Origin of the sequence: Streptomyces sp. NBC_01788, assembly GCF_035917575.1 — a bacterium.
GTDB lineage: Bacteria > Actinomycetota > Actinomycetes > Streptomycetales > Streptomycetaceae > Streptomyces.
On sequence record NZ_CP109090.1, the window covers coordinates 185,009 to 201,264 of the forward strand.

Genomic DNA, 16,256 nt, shown 5'->3' on the forward strand with positions numbered 1-16,256 from the left:
CTCGCCCCGACCCAATCCGGAGATCATCTCACCCTGTCGCCGACAACGTGACAGCGCCTTCTTCAGGCTTGCAGCACGCACGACCACGAGGGCACTTCCGAGATGCAATCTTCCCATGCCTCGGCGAGGGTCTCCGCACGGTTTGATGATCCGAATCTGGTCGGCTACGGCGGGCTGGCCCCGGTGGTACGGCTGGCCGAGCGGTGCGCACTGCCCGCACTCGTCGACGAGCACGTCCGGCTGTCGGCCTCGAAGGACGGCACCGGGGCCTTCCCCGCGGCGAAGCTGATGTCGCTGGTCGGTGGCATGGTCGCCGGGGCGGACAGCATCGATGACATGGACCGGCTGCGGCACGGTGGGCTGCCGCGGCTGTTCTCCGGCGTGCGGGCGCCGTCCACGCTGGGCTCGTTCCTGCGCTCCTTCAGCCACGGACACGTGAAGCAACTGCACGCGGTGGCCCGCCGGTTCCTGCCCCACCTGGCCGCGCACACCCCCGCTGCTGCCCGGCGCCGACCAGGTGGCCTACGTGGATATCGACGACACGATCCGCCGCACCTCGGCCTACGGCTACGCCAAGCAGGGAGCCGGCTATGGATACAGCAAGGTCAAGGGCTTGAACGCGCTGATCGAGATCGTCTCCACCCCGCTGGCCGCTCCGGTGATCGCCGCCACCCGCCTGCGCAAGGGACCGTCCAACTCCGCCCGGGGTGCGGCTGCGTTCGTCGCCGAATCGATCCGCACCGCCCGCGCCGCAGGCGCGGGCGGCGCGAGCGGGCTGCTGGTCGTGCGGGCCGACTCCGCGTTCTACGGCGCCGATGTCGTAAACGCCTGCCGGGCCCTGGGCGTCCGGTTCTCGGTCACGGTGCGGATGAACGCCTCCATCAAGGCCGCGATCGCGGGCATCGACGAAGCCGCGTGGAAGGCGATCAAGTACCCCAAGGCGATCTGGGACGAGGAGGCGCAATGCTGGATCTCGGACGCCGAGATAGCCGAGACCAGCTACACCGCCTTCACCTCCAGGCCGAAGAAGCAGCAGGTCATCGCCCGTCTGATCGTACGCCGCGTCAAACGGCTCAACCCGGCGGCGGTGCCCGAGGGGCAGGGCACTCTCTTCGACACCTGGCGCTACCACGCCGCGTTCACCGACTCACCGCTCCCGCTGACGGACGCCGAGCGTGATCACAGGCGGCACGCTGTCGTGGAACAGGTGATCGCGGACTTGAAGAACGGCCCGTTCGCCCACGCCCCCTCCGGGCACTTCCAGGCGAACGCCGCCTAGCTCGCGCTGGCCGCTCTTGCGCACAATCTGACCCGCGCCGCCGGCGCCCTGGCGTCCGCCTTCCACGCCAGGGCCACCACCGCAACGATCCGCGACCATCTGATCAACGTGCCCGCCCGCCTGGCCCGTTCGGCCCGCCGCCTCACCCTCCACCTGCCCGAACACTGGCCCTGGGCCAACGACTTCACCCGGCTCTTCGACCTGGTGCACGCACCGCCACCCACAACCTGAAGAGCTCTAACCACCCCGCCCGCAAGGGCCCGAGACCACCGAACACGTGGAAAAGCTGGGCAGACCAGCGAGCACTCCCCGCCCCCGAACGGCCAGATCATCCCGACCGCCAGGACACCTCCGAAACGATCCCTCCGGAATCAAGCCGGTGGATCCGGGCTCAAACCGACCCGCCGCGTCCAGCCGAAGGCCATCACCCTCGTACCCAAACTGGTTTAGCCATTCAAGCAACGGCATTGCCCGCACCCTTCGCCCTTCTCGTCATCGCTGTCGGGGAGAGGTACGGATGTGTCACCTCTCAACCGCACGCCCGGGGCCATTTGTCCCGCAGCCACGCCAGGTCGGTCTCGGCGCGGGTGCGGGTCGCCTGTTCACGGGTGAAGACGGCGTCCGTCTTGGTCAGGACCAGAACGTAGGGGCGTCCCTGGCGCCGGGTGGTGTGGGAGACGGGCAGGCCGGCCTGGTCGATGCGGCTGTGGAGATGGCGGCGTCCGTCCTTCGCGAGCGGCCACTCCATGACGTGGCGGGTACGGGAGGTGAGGAAGGCGTCCAAGTCGGGGCAGAGTCCGCAGCCAGGCCGGCATGTCCCGGCCGGGGTGAGGGACCAGTCGTCGGCCGCACGTACGGGGCGGGTGAGGGCCGCGGCGAGCCGGTCCTCGCAGTGGTCGGCGAGGGTCTGGAAAGCGCGGGCGGCGGGTGCGCCGTCGCGTATGGTCGTCGGCTGGCGGGCGGCGGTGCGCAGGGCGGGGAGCAGGCATTCCAGGGCGGTGTCCGGCAGGCCGCGCAGCGTGGCGGCGATGGTGCCGGCGGTCTCGGGCCCTGCCGCCTGCAGGACGCGGGCCAGTGATGCGCCGAGCCCCTCCATGCCTGTGCGGCGCTCCGTCTCGCGGCCGATGCCGAGCCAGCTGGTGAGTTGCTGCTCGACTGCTTGCCAGGCACCCTCGGCCAGCGGCGAGGCCATCGCGTCCCCATCGCCGTCGGCGGCCCGCAGCGCGGTGCACAGGCCGGGCAGCGATTCGAGCCACTCCGCGCGGTCGGCCCTAGTGTACGCGCCAACCGTGCCGAACCAGCTGCTGACGGCCCCGCGGGCCCACGTCCGTCCGTACCGCGCGGCCGCTGCCGCGAGACCCGGGGCGTGCCGCTCGCCCAGGGCCTCCACCCCAAAAGGCGCGAGGAGCATCGTGGCAGTGTCCGCTTCCCGCAGTCCCACCGCGACGGGCAGGGCGGCGGCAAGGAGCGCCGCGGCCGCCTCGCCCGAACCGTGGTGCTTCCAGATCGGGGCGAGCGACTGGGCGAGCGTGCGCGCCCGGTCGAGGTCCCCGGCATCCAGGTGGCCCTGAAGTTCCCGCAGTGCGCCCTCGGAGCCGGCCTCAGCGCGGGCCGTGAACGAGCGCTGCCGGGGCCACAGGACCACGGCAGCCCGCCGGTACCAGCGGTCGAGGGTGTTGCCGTAGTTGCCCATGTAGCCCTCGTACTCGGACTGGTAGGGCGTCAGGTCCTTGTTCTCGGTGGTGGCGCACACCTCGGCGTACGCGACGGGCAGGTTGATCTGCTCGCCGCCGGTGCCGTCCGGGCGGGTCCACCAGCTTAGCGTGATCTCGTCGTCGATCAGCTCGTTCAGTTCGTAGCTGGAGAAGTCGCCGCTGCGGCGGCGCTCGGCACCGGGTTCCCCGTCGGGGTCCAGGAGGCATTCACCCTCGCACTCCTCGTCCTCGCAGTCGTCGTAGTGCTCGACCTCGCCGTAGTAGTCGTAGCGGTCGTACGGCGCATGCGCGTCCCAGGTCTCCTTCACCTCGGCCAACGCGAGGACCGCTTCGCAGTCCGTCTCTGCGGCGGCCTGGCGGAGCAGGGCGGTGCGGGTGGCGTCGGCTCCCTTGAGGCGGTCCCAGTCCAGGCCACGCTGGGTGTACTCGTGGTCGAGGAGGTACACGAGGCGGTTCGGGGGCGCGGCCTTCTGGCGGCCGTAGGCGTAGCGCTCTTCGGCCGGCTCGGTGAAGTGTTCGGTCAAGCAGTGGGCCAGGTCGGCGACCGGGTCCCCGTCGTCCTCGCCAGTCGGGCGGATGCGTTCGGCGAGGAGGTTCATGGTGAGGGTGACGCGGTAGCCGGACTTGACGGGCTTGACCTCGTGCAGGCAGTCCGCGTAGAAGGCGGCGAAGGTCAGCTTCTCCCGGGACGCCTGGTGGACGACGCTGCGGCCAGCGTGCGAGACGACGAGTTCGCCGCCGGTGTGGTGCGAGGGCAGCGAGACGACCAGGGTGCCCACCATGGAGTCGTCCTTCTCGGAGTCCTGGTGCGGCAGGAAGAACTGGCCCTTGCCGTAGACGAGCAGTGCGTGCGGCTCGGCACGTAGGACGACGGTGGGCGCCAGACCGAGCGCGGTGCGGACACCGTCGAGGACGCCGTCCAGGGTGCGGTCCCAGTCGGTGCCGCCGAGCGTGATGCGGTCCGGGGTGATCTCCCAGGTGTCGCGGACTCTGGTGTCGGACAGGGTCTGCTCGCCGCGGCCGAAGGATGCCTGCCGGGCCTGCGCGATCAGTTTCTTGGTGACCGGGGCACGCAGCGGCAGCGGCAGTTCCCCCACCCCGTCGACCTCGATGCGCAGCGCGCGGGCCGACATCTCGATACGGGTGCTGAAGTCCCCGCGCCGCTGCGCGTCGTCGAGCAGCTCCGCCAGCTGCTTCCGCGCTCCGTGTCCCATACTGTTTCGTCCCCAGGGGTGCAGCGTGCCGTATGGCCTGTCCCGGAAACCCTAACGCCGCGGGCAGTCCCGGGCTGTTGGTCATGCGGCGAGGGTGAGTATGTCGCGGTAGCGGATGGTGTGAACCGTAGGTGATCGCGTTGCTGGTGGTAGCGCCAGTAGGCGTCGAAGTCGCTGTCCACGGACAGTGGGACGTCCGGGTGAGCGGACAGTTGATCTCCTTGTATGCGGACAGCTCATCTCCTTGTCCGGTATGACTTTTCATCCCTCGGACGACGGTCAGTTGGACGGGGTGAGAGGCTGGACGCCCCGACTGCGGCCACCACAGACATCAACAGCCTCACCACCAGACGCCACCGCACCCGCCGCTCCCCCGCACGTACCCACACATGACCACGTGCCCATAGACGTGCCTGCACCCGGCCGAACCGTCCGAGCAGCACGCCCCGTACCTGGGTCAGCGACACCGGATACGCACCCCGGCCACAAGACGCGGGCGTCGGCGCCCGTGCAGAGCACCAGATCAACCATGCTGGGCGCCAGGGTGGAGGCACATCTGTACCGGATGACCATGGCTGCTGTCAGTCTTATGCCGATTCACGTCAGTAGGGTGCCGAAGGGCTGCGATACCTGGGACCTGGAGGGCAGTTCATGCCGTCCGGTTCTCGTGGGAAGGGCCATGATGCAGGGAAGGCGTGATGGTGATCGCGAAAGCGGTCCGGTGGCCGTGTTCCCGCCAGCGTCGGGCCGGGCGGCGGCAATGCCCCGGCTGCTGGACCTCGACAGCCGCGGTGAGCTGAGCGCCGCGCATGTGCGCCTAATGGCAAAGGCGTTGGGGAAGTCGGAGCGGACAGTGTGGCGGTGGCTGGCCGCTGCCCGCAAGGATCACCGCCTCGCACGGGTGGAGGCGCCCCATTTCACGGTCACCACGGAAGTCCGGCGGCTGCTGACGCTGTGGGGCGGTAACGCCTCCCGAGTCCACGCCGAGCTGGTACAGCGGGCGGCCGACGATCCGAACGCTCCCGCGGTGCCCTCGCTCTCCACGTTGCACCGGGCGATCCGCCGGGACCTAACCCGCGGCGAGCGGGCCGGGCTGAAGAGCGGGGAAGCCGCCCGCCGTGCTCACGACGTGTTCGGGCAGCGCCCGCCGACGCATCGCAACGCGACGTGGGAGGGCAACCACAAGCACGTGCCCGTCGAAGTCGATGTGGAAGGTGAGCTGGCCACACCGTGGGTGACCTGGTTCATCGACTGCGCCACCAAGGCGATCACCGGGGCCGCGGTCACCGCGCACGCTCCGAGCCGGGACGCGGTGCTGGCGTCCCTGCAGATCGCGATTACCCGCAGCGAGCCGTTCGGGCCGGTGGGCGGCCTGCCGGGTCAAATCCGGGTCGATCGCGGCAAGGAGTTCCTGTGCGCGACGGTCACCGCGGCGATGGGCGCGCTCGCCGTCCCCGTCACCGACCTGCCCGCCTACACCCCGCACTTGAAGGGCTCGATCGAGGCGCTGAACGACGCGGTGGAGGAGATGTTCCTCGTCTCGCTCCCCCGCTACACCGGCCGCCAGAAACTCACCGGTGGCCGACTCGCCGACCCCGACGCCCCGCCCCTGGCCTACGAGGCGTTCGTGGGCCTGCTGCTGGACTGGGTGACCTGGTGGAACACCCTCCATCGTCCCGCCGCACTGAACGGGAAACCCCCCTCCAGGCGTGGCAGGCCGACGCGACACCGCTCACGGATGTGTCCGTCGGGCAGCTGGCGACTTTCGCCCTGGAGGACGACGGCCGCACGTACACGATCAGCACGAGCGGGGTACGGTGGCGCCGCCGGGACTACCTCGCCCCATGGATGAACGGCCGTACCGGCACCAAAGTCTCGGTACGGCACCTGCCCCACCACGACGACACCATCGAGGTCTTCGACGCCGCCACCGGCCACCACCTTCAGCGTTCCTGGCCGCCGCCGCGAGCCAGGAACAGATCCGCTCCGTCCAGGCCGCACGGACCGCGGCCGCCCGGCGACTCAAGGCCGATCTGAAAGCCGCGGAGAAGCTACGCCGCCGGCGCTTCGAAGCCTCCACCACCGCAGCCCCGCCCCGGCCACTCACCTCCCCGACCTCAGCGCAGGCTGAAGAGGAACTGGGCGCGGCGGCGCAGACGGACCGCCGCGCGCTAGCTAGGCCGTTTCGTTTAGATCACTGAGCCCGGCTGCATCAAGATCCGGCATCACCGGTTGGGGCGGGTCATTCACCGCAAGTCGCTGTTGCGGTGCTGGTAGGTGCCGCAGCCAGGGGCGCGTAGGGCCCTCCAAGCCAATTCGGTCGGCGAGACCGTCAGAAAAAGACTGGCGCGGACCGATGAGTTCCTTCGTGATCAACAGTCATAGATCATGGTTGATGCGCCGCAGCCGCAAGTGTGGTCGAAGCGTGCACCGATCTGACCTGCTGAGAACCAGATACGAGACACCGAGGAACCTTAGATGCGTACCCTGATCAGCACTGCCTTCATCTCGCTCGACGGCGTCGTGGAGGCCCCGGGCGGCGAGCCCGGCTACCGGAACTCCGGCTGGACCTTCAAGGACATCGAGTTCCTCCCCGAGGCGTTCGACATCAAGGGCCGCGAGCAGAAGGAAGCCACGGCGATGCTGATGGGCCGGACCAGCTACGAGGCATTCAGCCCGGTGTGGCCGGACATGGCGGACTTCGCCGACTACAAGGTGATGCCGAAGTACGTCGTCTCCACCACCCTCACCGAGGACGAACTGGTGACAGGCTGGGGCGAGACCACCATCCTGCGCTCGCTCGACGAGGTCGCCGCCCTGAAGGAGACCGAGGGCGGCCCGATCATCGTCCACGGCAGCGCCGCCCTGAACCAGAGCCTCTCGGACGCCGGTCTGATCGACCGCTACCACCTGCTCGTCTTCCCGCTCCTGCTCGGCGCGGGCAAGCGCCTGTTCAGCGCCACGGATAAGGACACCCAGAAGCTGAAGCTGGTTGAGCACGAGACATACGCCAACGGCCTGCAGAAGAACGTGTTCGACGTCGTCCGCTGACACGGCTCCCGCATACGTCCGGCCGTCGCGTCATCGGACACGGCACCGGCCGGAAGATCTGCTCAGTGGACATCGGGTCACCGTGCGGACCAGAGGAAGATGCCCGCGACGTGAAGCCCGGCCATATAGATGGTCGCGGTCTTTTCGTAGCGGGTGGCGATACCGCGCCACTGAGCCCTTTCCAACTTGAGTTCCGAGCTTGGCAGTTGGGCTGACAACGTGGTGAAGCCCCTGGTAGATGGGTTTTCGACCAAGAGAACCGTCTCCACCAGAGGCTTCACGTGCTTGTTTACCCGTCCGGCATCGACGTGTCCAGCTCTGCCCTTCGCTTCCTCGCTCAGGAGTTGCGGCGGCACCGCCGTGTGATCGGCTCCCGTTGGCGGCGGCTGAACGCCGGTCGTCAGGCCCTCCTCACACTCGCCCATCTGCGGGTGGGGCATACCTATGCCCAGCTCGCGGCCGGATTCGGCGTCGGAACCACACCCGCATACCGCTACGTCACCGAGGCCGTCGACCTACTGGCCGCCCTCGCACCCAGCCTGGCCGACGCCGTCCGCACCGCGTCGGCGAAGGCGTATCTGCTCCTGGACGGCACACTCCTGCCGATCGACCGCATCGCCGCGGACCGGCCCTTCTACTCCGGCAAACACAAGAGGCACGGGATGAACGTGCAGGTCCTCGCCGATCCCTTCGGCCGGCTGTTGTGGGCCTCGCCGGCCCTGCCCGGCGCCGTCCACGACGTCCGCGCGGCCCGCGAACACGGCATCGTCGACGCCCTTGCCGAGGCCGACATCAAGTGCTGGGCCGACAAGGGCTATCGGGGTGCCGGCGGCACGGTCCGTACCCCGTGCTGGGGGCGATGGGAGACCCTTTCCACCGGTCAGCAGGCGGTGAACCGGTCCCACGCGAAGATCCGCGCACTCGTCGAGCAGGCCATGGCCACCCTCAAGTCCTGGCGGCTCCTCCGCAAGCTCCGGTGCTCGACCACCCGGATCACCTGCCTCGTCCAGGCCGTCCTCACCCTGCATCTGGCCAGCTCAGACCGATGATGGAAAAGCCTCAATGAGTGAGACCGTGGCGCCCCTAGACGAATCATTCCGATGTGATGAACACCCATCCGGGCCAGTCCGGCCGCCCGTGCGATGCTCGGCGTCCTCGGGGCACAGCCATGGCCGTGCCGGCGACAGGCGCCAGTCAGGTGGCGCGCAGCGACTCGATCAAAGTGTTGATGTCCGGCCAGAGTTTCTTCTCGGTCTCGGGCAGGGAGATCCACAGCAGCGAGGGCCGCGGGCGCCCGGTGTCGACCACGACGACGGCCGACAGGTCCATCGTGGACTTGACCCCGTACTTGCGGAAGTGCATCTCACTGACCAGCGCCCAGGCGTCATGGCCTCCGACCTCGAGGGGCTGGGAGGCGACGTCGCGGATGGTGGTCTCCCCTTTCACGTACGCGTACGTCCGGCGATCGTCCTGGACGGCCGCGGCGAGCTTGCGCAGCCGGTCGGTGCCGGTGGCCTTGTCCAGCAGGTCGCCGTCCACCTGGCCGGAGCGTACGGTCGCCCCCCACTTCGGTTCCGCGTCGAAGCTCTGCTCGCGGTTGAAGCCGGTGAGCGCGGGCTCGGTCGCGCGGCTCCTGTTCCACTTGCCGCCCAGCTCCATGTAGGAGAGCCGGGCGTCGGAGTCCGTCACCCGGCCCAGAACCGGCGAGCCACGGCCTGAGTACTGCTTGACCGGGACGACCTCGGTGAGCAGGGACTCCGCGGGAAGCGGGGCGGCGCCGGCGGCGAGGGAGGGCACCGGAACTCCGGGCAGCGGCTTGTCCACGCCGGCGGTGCCATCGCAGAGGGCGACCGCGTGCTCCCCGCTCGCCTTCGACTGCTGCACCACGACACCGTCGGCGAGGATGGTGCACATGACGTTCCCGGCGCCGTGCTGATAGCGATTCTGCACCTGGACATCGACGAAGGTCTCGCGGTCGAACGTGAAGGTCACCTTGAAGGGCAGGACAGTGGCCTCGTAGTCGCTCCCTCGAAGCGACCGGGAACGCGTCATCCCCATGTCCGCCGAGCTGTTCGCTGTCATCGCGGCCATCGTCCGCCGCCACACCACCGGCGGCCAGACCATCCCGCTGCTGCCCCGCTACGACCCGAAGGAACGGCAGAGCAGCCCGTCTTGTTCCAACGCAAGATCGGGACCAAGCACGAGGTCAGCGTCGAGCTCGCCGAACAGCACCCCGGCTTCCTTGCGACCAGCTTCACGCCGCACGATTTTCGCCGACTCCTGGCCACGGAACACTCGTCAACAGCGGACTCCCGATCCACATCGGAGCAGCCCTACTCGGGCATTTGAATCTTCAAACGACTCGCGGTTATGTCGCTGTGTTCAACGAGGACGTCGTCCGGCACTACCAGGGATTTCTCGACCGGCGTCGCCAAGCCAGGTCAACCGACGAGTACCGGCCGGTCACCGAACCCGAATGGCTTGGCTTCGAGGAGCACTTCGACCAGCGCAAAGTCGAGTTGGGAGGATGCGCCCGCCCTTACTCGACACCTTGCCAGCATGAGCATGCCTGTCTGAGATGTCCCATGATCAACATTAACCCGAAGATGCTGCCCCGCCTCGACGAGATCGAAGTCGACCTTCTAACCCGCCGGGCCCGAGCCGAAGCAGAGGGGTGGCTCGGTGAGCTCGAAGGAATCGACCTCACGTTGTCTTTCCTGCGCCAGAAGCGGGACCAGACCCGTCGACTCGCCAGAGTCGCACCGGTCGACCTCGGCATACCCGGCATCTCGCGGCGATCAGCGGCCAGGCGAGAATGAGCGGATGTATTGCCTGCAGGCGGTCATCGCCACCGAATCCGTGCTCCGCAAGTTGGCCGACTCCATCACAGAGGCGTGCATCGTTCCTCTCGGTCAACACCTCTGGCTCTTGCCGATGACCGACGCGCTGTTCGGTGTGGTCACGTCCGCCGGAGCACCCGAACTCGACGGGTTCTGGAAGGCGCCAGCAGGCTTTGATCGTCTACTGACCGCGTGCTCGGAGACAGGACCGGTGGCCTACGTCGAGGCCGAGTACTTCGGCGGGGTTGGGACTCAGACCGCGCAGGTCTGGGATGCCGGGAAGATAGTCCTTAGCCTCGCCGTTTCGCTTGAGCGGCGTCCGGATCTTGGGCGAGAACACGAAAGTGCCTTCTGACCTGGGACGATAGGGCTTGTCGAAGGCTTCTGTCGTTCCAGCAGGAAGGCACTTTCTGCGTGCACACTACCGCCTCGCGTCCCCAGCTCGCCGTCTCGGCCGACGGCCATGGAGTGGTCAGCCACGCCGGCTCCCGCCTGCTGGCCGATCTGGCCGATGCCACCGGCCTGACCGTCGCCTTCAACGACGTGCTGCGCAGGCTGCGGCCACGGGGTACCGGACACGCCCCCGGGCGGATCGCCGTGGACATAGCCGTGATGCTCGCCGACGGCGGCGAAGCAATCCGTGACCTCGGCATCCTGCGTGACCAGCCGACGGTGTTCGGCCCGGTCGCCTCCACAACGACCGCATGGCGGCTGCTGACCGACATCGACTCCACGATGCTCGCCGCGCTGCGGGCGGCCAGAGCCCAAGCCCGCGAAGTCGCCTGGCTGCAGGCCGCCGAAACCGGCGGGGGCATACCCGCGACCCGCGCCGCCGGGCGCGACCTGCCCGGCCTGGTCCTGGACATCGACGCCACACTGATCACGTGCCACTCCGAGAAGGAGCAGGCCGCACCCACCTACAAGGGCGGCTTCGGCTACCACCCGCTGCTGTGCTTCCTGTCGAACACCGGCGAAGCAATGTCCGGGCTCCTGCGGCCCGGCAACGCCGGAGCCAACACCGCCACCGACCACATCACGGTCCTCGACGCCGCGCTCGCCCAGATCCCCGGCGCCCACCGGCACGGCACCCCCATCCTCATCCGGGCCGACAGCGCCGGAGGCGCGAAAGCCTTCCTGGCCCACCTCCAAACCCTGCGTGAGAACGGCCTGGACCTGCGCTTCTCGGTCGGCTACCCGGTCACCGAACCAGTCCGCCGCGCGATCCGGGCCCTCCCCGACAACCTCTGGCACCCCGCCCTCGACCAGAACGGAACCCTGCGGGACGGCGCCGAGGTCGCCGAGCTGACCGGCATGGTCGACCTGGCCGGCTACCCGGCCGGCACCCGCCTCATCGTGCGACGCGAACGACCGCACCCGGGCGCCCAACTGTCCCTGTTCGACCAGGACGAGGGCCTGCGCCACCAGGTGTTCCTCACCGACACCCCCTTCGCGGGAGGCGGTTCCGCCCAGTTCCTGGAGGTCCGCCACCGCGGGCACGCCACCGTCGAAGACCACATCCGCACGGGCCAAAGCACCGGATTCGGCCGCTTCCCCTCCCGCCACTTCGCTCTCAACGCCGCCTGGTTCGAGCTGTCCCTGACCGCAATCGACCTGCTGGCCTGGACCCGCCTCCTGCTGCTGGACGGCGAGTTGGCCACCGCCGAACCCAAGAAGCTCCGCTACCGACTGCTGCACGCCGCCGCCCGCATCACCCGCGGCGGACGCCGCCTGCGACTACGGATCGCCACCACCTGGCCCTGGCGACACGAGCTGGCCAGTGCTTTCACCCGCCTGCAGGCCCTGCCCCGACCGGTCACCTGAACCGGGCACCACCTCCCCTGCCCACCCACGACCGAGGAGCCTGGAGAACCCGGCCGAGCGTCGGGCCATCGCCATGCGCACCGGCAGACCAGCAGCCAGAACCGCCCATCTCACCGGGACTACCCCGCGCAGCCTCCCGAAGCGAAACAGGGAGGTTAGTCCATTGTGCCTGGCCGAAGGGGAGCCGCCGCCGACGAGCGGCACTCCGATCTCTCAGGCGCTGCGGCGACTCGGCGCTGCCAAGGGCAATCACGTCGACGAGTTCTCCGCAGTCGGACTCGGCCGCCACCGCGACACAGACGACTGGCTTTCACCCAGGAACCGGTCGAGGCCCGACGAGCGCGCCACTTGACTTGGTGCGGGGAAGGAGCGCAAGTGTTACGGACCGACCAGCAGTTCGGCCAATTCGCCTCGGCTGCTCGACTGATGCAGATCACTGACTTGGCCGTCACCGACTTCGACGACCCGCCACACCCCGTCCGAGCGAAGGGCCACGTCGGTTGTGACGAACCGGCATCCTAGGCGCCGCACTGCAGGCCCGATGTGATCAAGGTCAGGCACCAGCCCGCGCCCAAACGGGCTATCCGGATGGGGCGTCAGCAGGCTGGGTTCACCATCGAGCCACCAGGCGCGCACTTCAGCCGCGACGGACTCAAGCCGCGAGAACGCCTCGAAGGCGCGGAGAACGATCCCACCAGCCAGGAACTCCTCCTGCAACTCTACAAAGCGCTGCACGACCCGCATCAGCTCCACGGCGTCGGCGAGATCGGGAATGAAGCACGCCTGGTCCCACTCGTGCTTGCGCGATTTGACGTAGTCCTTCACGATTCCCGAGCCTGGCAGCAGGGGCGCGGCAAGAGCAGCCAGGTCGTCGGCGGTCAGCATCTCACCGGGCTCCGTGGGACGCCACACGCTCGCGGGCGTGACGTCGACGAACATTGCATACCAGCCTGGCAGTTCGTGAGCGGTGCGGTATTGCTCCGGTGTCACGAGCAACTTGGTGCCACGTCGGCTCAGGGCCTCAGCCAACACGGCGTATCGATCGCTGGGAATCATCCAGCCCCGGTACCACGCACTTCCCAGCCCAGCCGGAACTCGTGCAACTGCCTGCTGCGCGTCGCCCTGCAACAGCGCGTCGTGGTCGATCAGCCCTACTGCCCCGCCACAGGCGCGGACCTCCCGAGCTTCCAGCGCGAAGTGTTCGTCTACACGTCGAGGGTTCAACGAATCACGGCAGTACAGGACGGGCATCGGCATGACCGACACGCTACGGAACCTCCACCTCTCGGGCCACGGGTTTCGCGCTGCCAGGCACGGCATCTTGCCAAGTTCAGAGAAGCTTCCTTTGGGCCGTCGACGTGCCGTGGGATCGGGCCAGCCGCATCGAGGCGAGGGGCGGTGGGCGACGAAGGAGACGCCCCTGACGGCGTGCACCTTGCGCACGCCCCGTCCCGCTGGCTGCAGATCGCGGGGCAGCCGTCACGTCGGCACTGGCGGCGCCCGGACCAGGCTGGCCGGTGGGCTGCCGGCGGGAAGCCGTACGCGACCTCGGTCCGTACGCACAGCGAGACGGTGCTGCGGACCTTCTACGACTTCCACCGCGACGCCGGCACCGGGCCGGTCCTCAATCCGTTTCCGCTGGACCGCTCGCGGCGGGGGCGGCGAGCGCACGCTTACCGCAACCCGATGGATCCGCCGCGCAACGAGCGCATCGGCCTCTACCGGCCGAGGCTGCCGCAGCGGATTCCTCGCAGCGTCCCAGACGCGGAGTTCAACGAGATCTTCGCCCGGCTGCCCTCCCACCGTGACCGGGCCCTGGTCGCCTTCTACGTCTCCACCGGCGCCCGGGCCAGCGAGTTGCTGTCCGCCTGGCAGGGCGGCGTCGCCCCGGGCCGCCAGCTGATCAGCGTGGTCCGCAAGGGCACCGGCGAGGTCCAGGAGCTTCCGGCCTCGACGGATGCGTTCGTCTGGCTGCGGCTCTATCAGTTGGAGCTTGAGGATGCGATTCCGAGGGGGCGGCGGGTTCCGCTGTGGTGGACGTTGCGCAACCCGTCTCGGCCGCTGACCTATCACGCGGCACACCGGATGTTCGAGCGGGCCAGCAGCAAGGCCGGCACCACGGCGACACTGCATGCGCTGCGGCACACCGCCGCCTACCGCATGGCAGAGGACCCCGGCCTCCCGCTCACCGATGTCCAATTCGTCCTCGGACATGCGCAGTTGACCACCCAGATCTATCTCACTCCCCGCAAGGAAGAGGTCATCCGGCGGCTGCTGGCCCATCACGCCGAACAGACGAGACAGGCCGCCGCTCGCACCGCACCTGCCGCTGCCCCTGGCTATTCGGCTGAGTCGCTGGGTGTGCTGTTCGGGACGGCCTGCTGATGACCACGACGCCGGAGACCGCGCAGGCCGCGGCAGCTTCGCCGCTACGGCCGGTCACGGAGTTGGTCCGGGCACGATCGACGGAGGATGCATGGCCCGCGACTCGGCAGAGCCGCGAGGAGGTCTGGGGCCGGCTGGCCGCCGAGCCCTTCGCTCCGGCCTGCGACAACAACGGTCGCAAGTTCGGGCTTGGCCTGCTGCTGGACTGGCTGGCCGATCGGCCCGGCGCCACCTGGCAGGAACGTTGGCTGGCCAGCGGCGCCGACGACGACGGCGCCAACTGGCGCGAGATCCCGCTGCGTTGGATGCGTGAGCGCGGACACGAGGTCCCCTAGCGCCAGGAGTCCTTCTTCCGGGCGGTGCACCCCGCTCTTTGCGCCGACCTCGTCCGGCCTTCACTGCCCTGGTTGATCACCTCGTCGCTTCGCAGCAGCGCGCTCGTCGGCATGCTCGCCCAGCACCGAGACCCAACCGGCTTCGCCCGACTGCGAGAACGCTGCGCTACGGATCCGAGCGTCAACACGGCCGCGGCGACCCGCACCGCCTACCGCGCTGCCCAGATCCTCGTCGCCAAGGGCGGCATCATCGCCGACATCGTCCCGGGCGACGTCCTTGAACTGCTGGACATCGAGGCCGAACTGCGCGGCACCTCTGTCGGAGCCACCCACCTGTTCTATCGGGTCCTGCACGACCTGGATGTCTTCGACGATCAGGCTCCGGCGACGCTGCGCGAACTGCGAACGGGCGGCCAGCGCACGTCCGAGGAACTGATCGACCGCTACGGCATCGCCTGCCGCCCCGTCCGCGATCTCCTCGTCGACTACCTGCGAGAACGCCAGCCGGCACTGGACTACAACAGCCTGGACGCGCTGTCCTACTACCTGGCCAAGTTGTTCTGGTCAGACCTGGAACGGCACCACCCAGGCATCGACAGCCTGCACCTGCCGACCGACGTCGCCGACACCTGGAAGCAGCGGCTTCGCACCACCACCAAGACTGTCCGCACCCCGGACGGCCGCCGGATCACCACCGAGGCACCTCGGATCAACTACCGCGAGTGCCTCACCCACGTGCGGGCCTTCTACCTGGACCTGGCGCACTGGGCCGTCGAAGATCCCGCCCGCTGGGCTGGCTGGGTCGCCCCCTGCCCGATCGGCAGCGAGGAGATCAACCGCAAGAAGGACAAGCGGCGCCGCAAATCACGGATGGACGCCCGCACCCGCGAGCGGCTGCCAGTGCTGCCGGTCCTGGTCCGCAGCGTCGACCAGCACCGCAAGGATGCTGCCGTCGTGCTGGCCGCAGCCCGCGACGCTGCACCGGGCGAGACGTTCACCGCCGCCGGGCAGACGTTGGTACGCGTCGCCCCGCAGCGGTCGGCAGCCGCAAAAGTGCTGGCCGAGGACCCCATCACCGGGCACCGACGCGATCTCGGACGCGAAGAGGTGTCGGCGTACTCGCCTATGTGCAGAGCCGCGTACGGATGAACGTGCAGAGCAAGGAGACCTGTGAAGCGCCGGTCTCGTTGTTCGAGATGATGGGGCGGTGTCTCTCCGCTACTTCAATCAGACCGGCTGGACCGCGATCTTCAACGGCACCGACACCGAGATTGGCCGCATGGTGCGTGTAGAGGGCTGGGACCAGGCGACCGGGACGGCTCTTGTCGTCGATCCCAAGCGTGGTGCCCTGCGTCCGGTGACAGATTACGAGGACTTCTCCCACTTGGAGCGAGCCGACCAGGTGGTGGCCGCGGTGCCTGGTGGAGGGTGGCGGGTGCACTGGACGGACGAGGGCCCGGGGGGAACACCGCTGACGGAACAGGTGCTGGCCTGGCTCATCACGTCGCAGGGGCGGGCGACGGCCATCACGGTCGATGCCCAGGGGCATGTCGAGGATGCTGATGGCGCCGACGCCTTCATCCCGCCGGGCGAGGACCCGGTGTCTTGATCGCAGA

The 16,256-nt window shown here is 68.7% G+C and carries 14 protein-coding genes and 1 pseudogene; 12 read left to right on the top strand and 3 right to left on the bottom strand.

What is annotated here, in order from left to right; all coding sequences use genetic code 11:
• Nucleotides 1–102 precede the first annotated feature (102 nt).
• Nucleotides 103–1,510 (top strand): annotated as a pseudogene (locus tag OIE49_RS00940) (IS1380 family transposase).
• Nucleotides 1,511–1,808: 298 nt separating this feature from the next.
• Here OIE49_RS00940 and OIE49_RS00945 read toward each other — a convergent pair.
• A complete protein-coding gene (locus OIE49_RS00945) occupies nt 1,809–4,208 on the bottom strand; it encodes a 2OG-Fe(II) oxygenase (RefSeq protein ID WP_326800609.1) in 2,400 nt (799 codons plus the stop codon).
• Between the two features lie 529 nt (nt 4,209–4,737).
• Here OIE49_RS00945 and OIE49_RS00950 point away from each other — a divergent pair.
• The 4 genes from OIE49_RS00950 (at nt 4,738) to OIE49_RS00965 (ending at nt 8,308) form a co-directional block, all read left to right on the top strand.
• A complete protein-coding gene (locus tag OIE49_RS00950) occupies nt 4,738–6,060 on the top strand; it encodes a hypothetical protein (RefSeq protein WP_326800610.1) in 1,323 nt (440 codons plus the stop codon).
• Nucleotides 6,057–6,245: a hypothetical protein gene (locus OIE49_RS00955; protein ID WP_326800611.1), complete on the top strand. Its 189-nt coding sequence runs from the start codon at nt 6,057–6,059 to the stop codon at nt 6,243–6,245. Before OIE49_RS00950 ends, OIE49_RS00955 begins: the two co-directional genes overlap by 4 nt.
• 441 nt (nt 6,246–6,686) lie before the next feature.
• Entirely contained in the window at nt 6,687–7,259 is a 573-nt protein-coding gene (locus OIE49_RS00960; RefSeq protein ID WP_326800612.1) for a dihydrofolate reductase family protein, read from the top strand.
• Nucleotides 7,260–7,540: 281 nt separating this feature from the next.
• Nucleotides 7,541–8,308: a transposase family protein gene (locus tag OIE49_RS00965; RefSeq protein WP_326800613.1), complete on the top strand. Its 768-nt coding sequence runs from the start codon at nt 7,541–7,543 to the stop codon at nt 8,306–8,308.
• 145 nt (nt 8,309–8,453) lie between these two features.
• On the opposite strand, the gene OIE49_RS00970 is transcribed toward OIE49_RS00965, so the two are convergent.
• A complete protein-coding gene (locus OIE49_RS00970) occupies nt 8,454–9,341 on the bottom strand; it encodes a hypothetical protein (RefSeq protein ID WP_326800614.1) in 888 nt (295 codons plus the stop codon).
• 296 nt (nt 9,342–9,637) lie between these two features.
• On the opposite strand from OIE49_RS00970, the gene OIE49_RS00975 reads away from it, so the two are divergent.
• From OIE49_RS00975 to OIE49_RS00985, 3 genes are read left to right on the top strand one after another with little or no spacing between them, the layout of a single operon-like run.
• Nucleotides 9,638–10,078, top strand: a complete 441-nt coding sequence (locus OIE49_RS00975) for a hypothetical protein (protein ID WP_326800615.1) — start codon at nt 9,638–9,640, stop codon at nt 10,076–10,078.
• 4 nt (nt 10,079–10,082) lie between these two features.
• Complete coding sequence (locus tag OIE49_RS00980; protein WP_326800616.1) at nt 10,083–10,454, top strand: hypothetical protein; 372 nt, start codon at nt 10,083–10,085, stop codon at nt 10,452–10,454.
• Nucleotides 10,455–10,513: 59 nt separating this feature from the next.
• Entirely contained in the window at nt 10,514–11,920 is a 1,407-nt protein-coding gene (locus tag OIE49_RS00985) for an IS1380 family transposase (protein ID WP_326800490.1), read from the top strand.
• Nucleotides 11,921–12,298: 378 nt separating this feature from the next.
• Here the strand turns inward: OIE49_RS00985 and OIE49_RS00990 are convergent, their stop codons facing one another.
• A complete protein-coding gene (locus OIE49_RS00990) occupies nt 12,299–13,177 on the bottom strand; it encodes an ATP-grasp domain-containing protein (protein ID WP_326800617.1) in 879 nt (292 codons plus the stop codon).
• 315 nt (nt 13,178–13,492) lie between these two features.
• Between OIE49_RS00990 and OIE49_RS00995 the strand changes: the two genes are divergently transcribed.
• From OIE49_RS00995 to OIE49_RS01010, 4 genes are all read left to right on the top strand, one after another.
• Nucleotides 13,493–14,305 carry a tyrosine-type recombinase/integrase gene (locus tag OIE49_RS00995; RefSeq protein WP_326800618.1) on the top strand — a complete coding sequence of 271 codons (813 nt, stop codon included), beginning with the start codon at nt 13,493–13,495 and terminating at the stop codon, nt 14,303–14,305.
• Complete coding sequence (locus tag OIE49_RS01000) at nt 14,305–14,640, top strand: hypothetical protein (protein WP_326800619.1); 336 nt, start codon at nt 14,305–14,307, stop codon at nt 14,638–14,640. The genes OIE49_RS00995 and OIE49_RS01000 overlap by 1 nt, the downstream gene beginning before the upstream one ends.
• 72 nt (nt 14,641–14,712) lie before the next feature.
• The gene (locus OIE49_RS01005; protein WP_326800620.1) at nt 14,713–15,789 is read left to right on the top strand and encodes a hypothetical protein; all 1,077 of its coding nucleotides are present in this window, start codon (nt 14,713–14,715) and stop codon (nt 15,787–15,789) included.
• A 58-nt stretch (nt 15,790–15,847) separates the two neighbouring features.
• Nucleotides 15,848–16,249 carry a hypothetical protein gene (locus OIE49_RS01010; protein ID WP_326800621.1) on the top strand — a complete coding sequence of 134 codons (402 nt, stop codon included), beginning with the start codon at nt 15,848–15,850 and terminating at the stop codon, nt 16,247–16,249.
• Nucleotides 16,250–16,256: the final 7 nt, after the last annotated feature.

Bases quoted from the DNA above. Each gene is read 5' to 3' on its own strand.
- OIE49_RS00945 (WP_326800609.1), bottom strand. From the start codon at position 4,208: ATGGGACACGGAGCGCGGAAGCAGCTGGCGGAGCTGCTCGACGACGCG.
- OIE49_RS00950 (WP_326800610.1), top strand. From the start codon at position 4,738: ATGCTGGGCGCCAGGGTGGAGGCACATCTGTACCGGATGACCATGGCT.
- OIE49_RS00955 (WP_326800611.1), top strand. From the start codon at position 6,057: ATGAACGGCCGTACCGGCACCAAAGTCTCGGTACGGCACCTGCCCCAC.
- OIE49_RS00960 (WP_326800612.1), top strand. From the start codon at position 6,687: ATGCGTACCCTGATCAGCACTGCCTTCATCTCGCTCGACGGCGTCGTG.
- OIE49_RS00970 (WP_326800614.1), bottom strand. From the start codon at position 9,341: ATGACAGCGAACAGCTCGGCGGACATGGGGATGACGCGTTCCCGGTCG.
- OIE49_RS00980 (WP_326800616.1), top strand. From the start codon at position 10,083: ATGTATTGCCTGCAGGCGGTCATCGCCACCGAATCCGTGCTCCGCAAG.
- OIE49_RS00990 (WP_326800617.1), bottom strand. From the start codon at position 13,177: ATGCCGATGCCCGTCCTGTACTGCCGTGATTCGTTGAACCCTCGACGT.
- OIE49_RS01000 (WP_326800619.1), top strand. From the start codon at position 14,305: ATGACCACGACGCCGGAGACCGCGCAGGCCGCGGCAGCTTCGCCGCTA.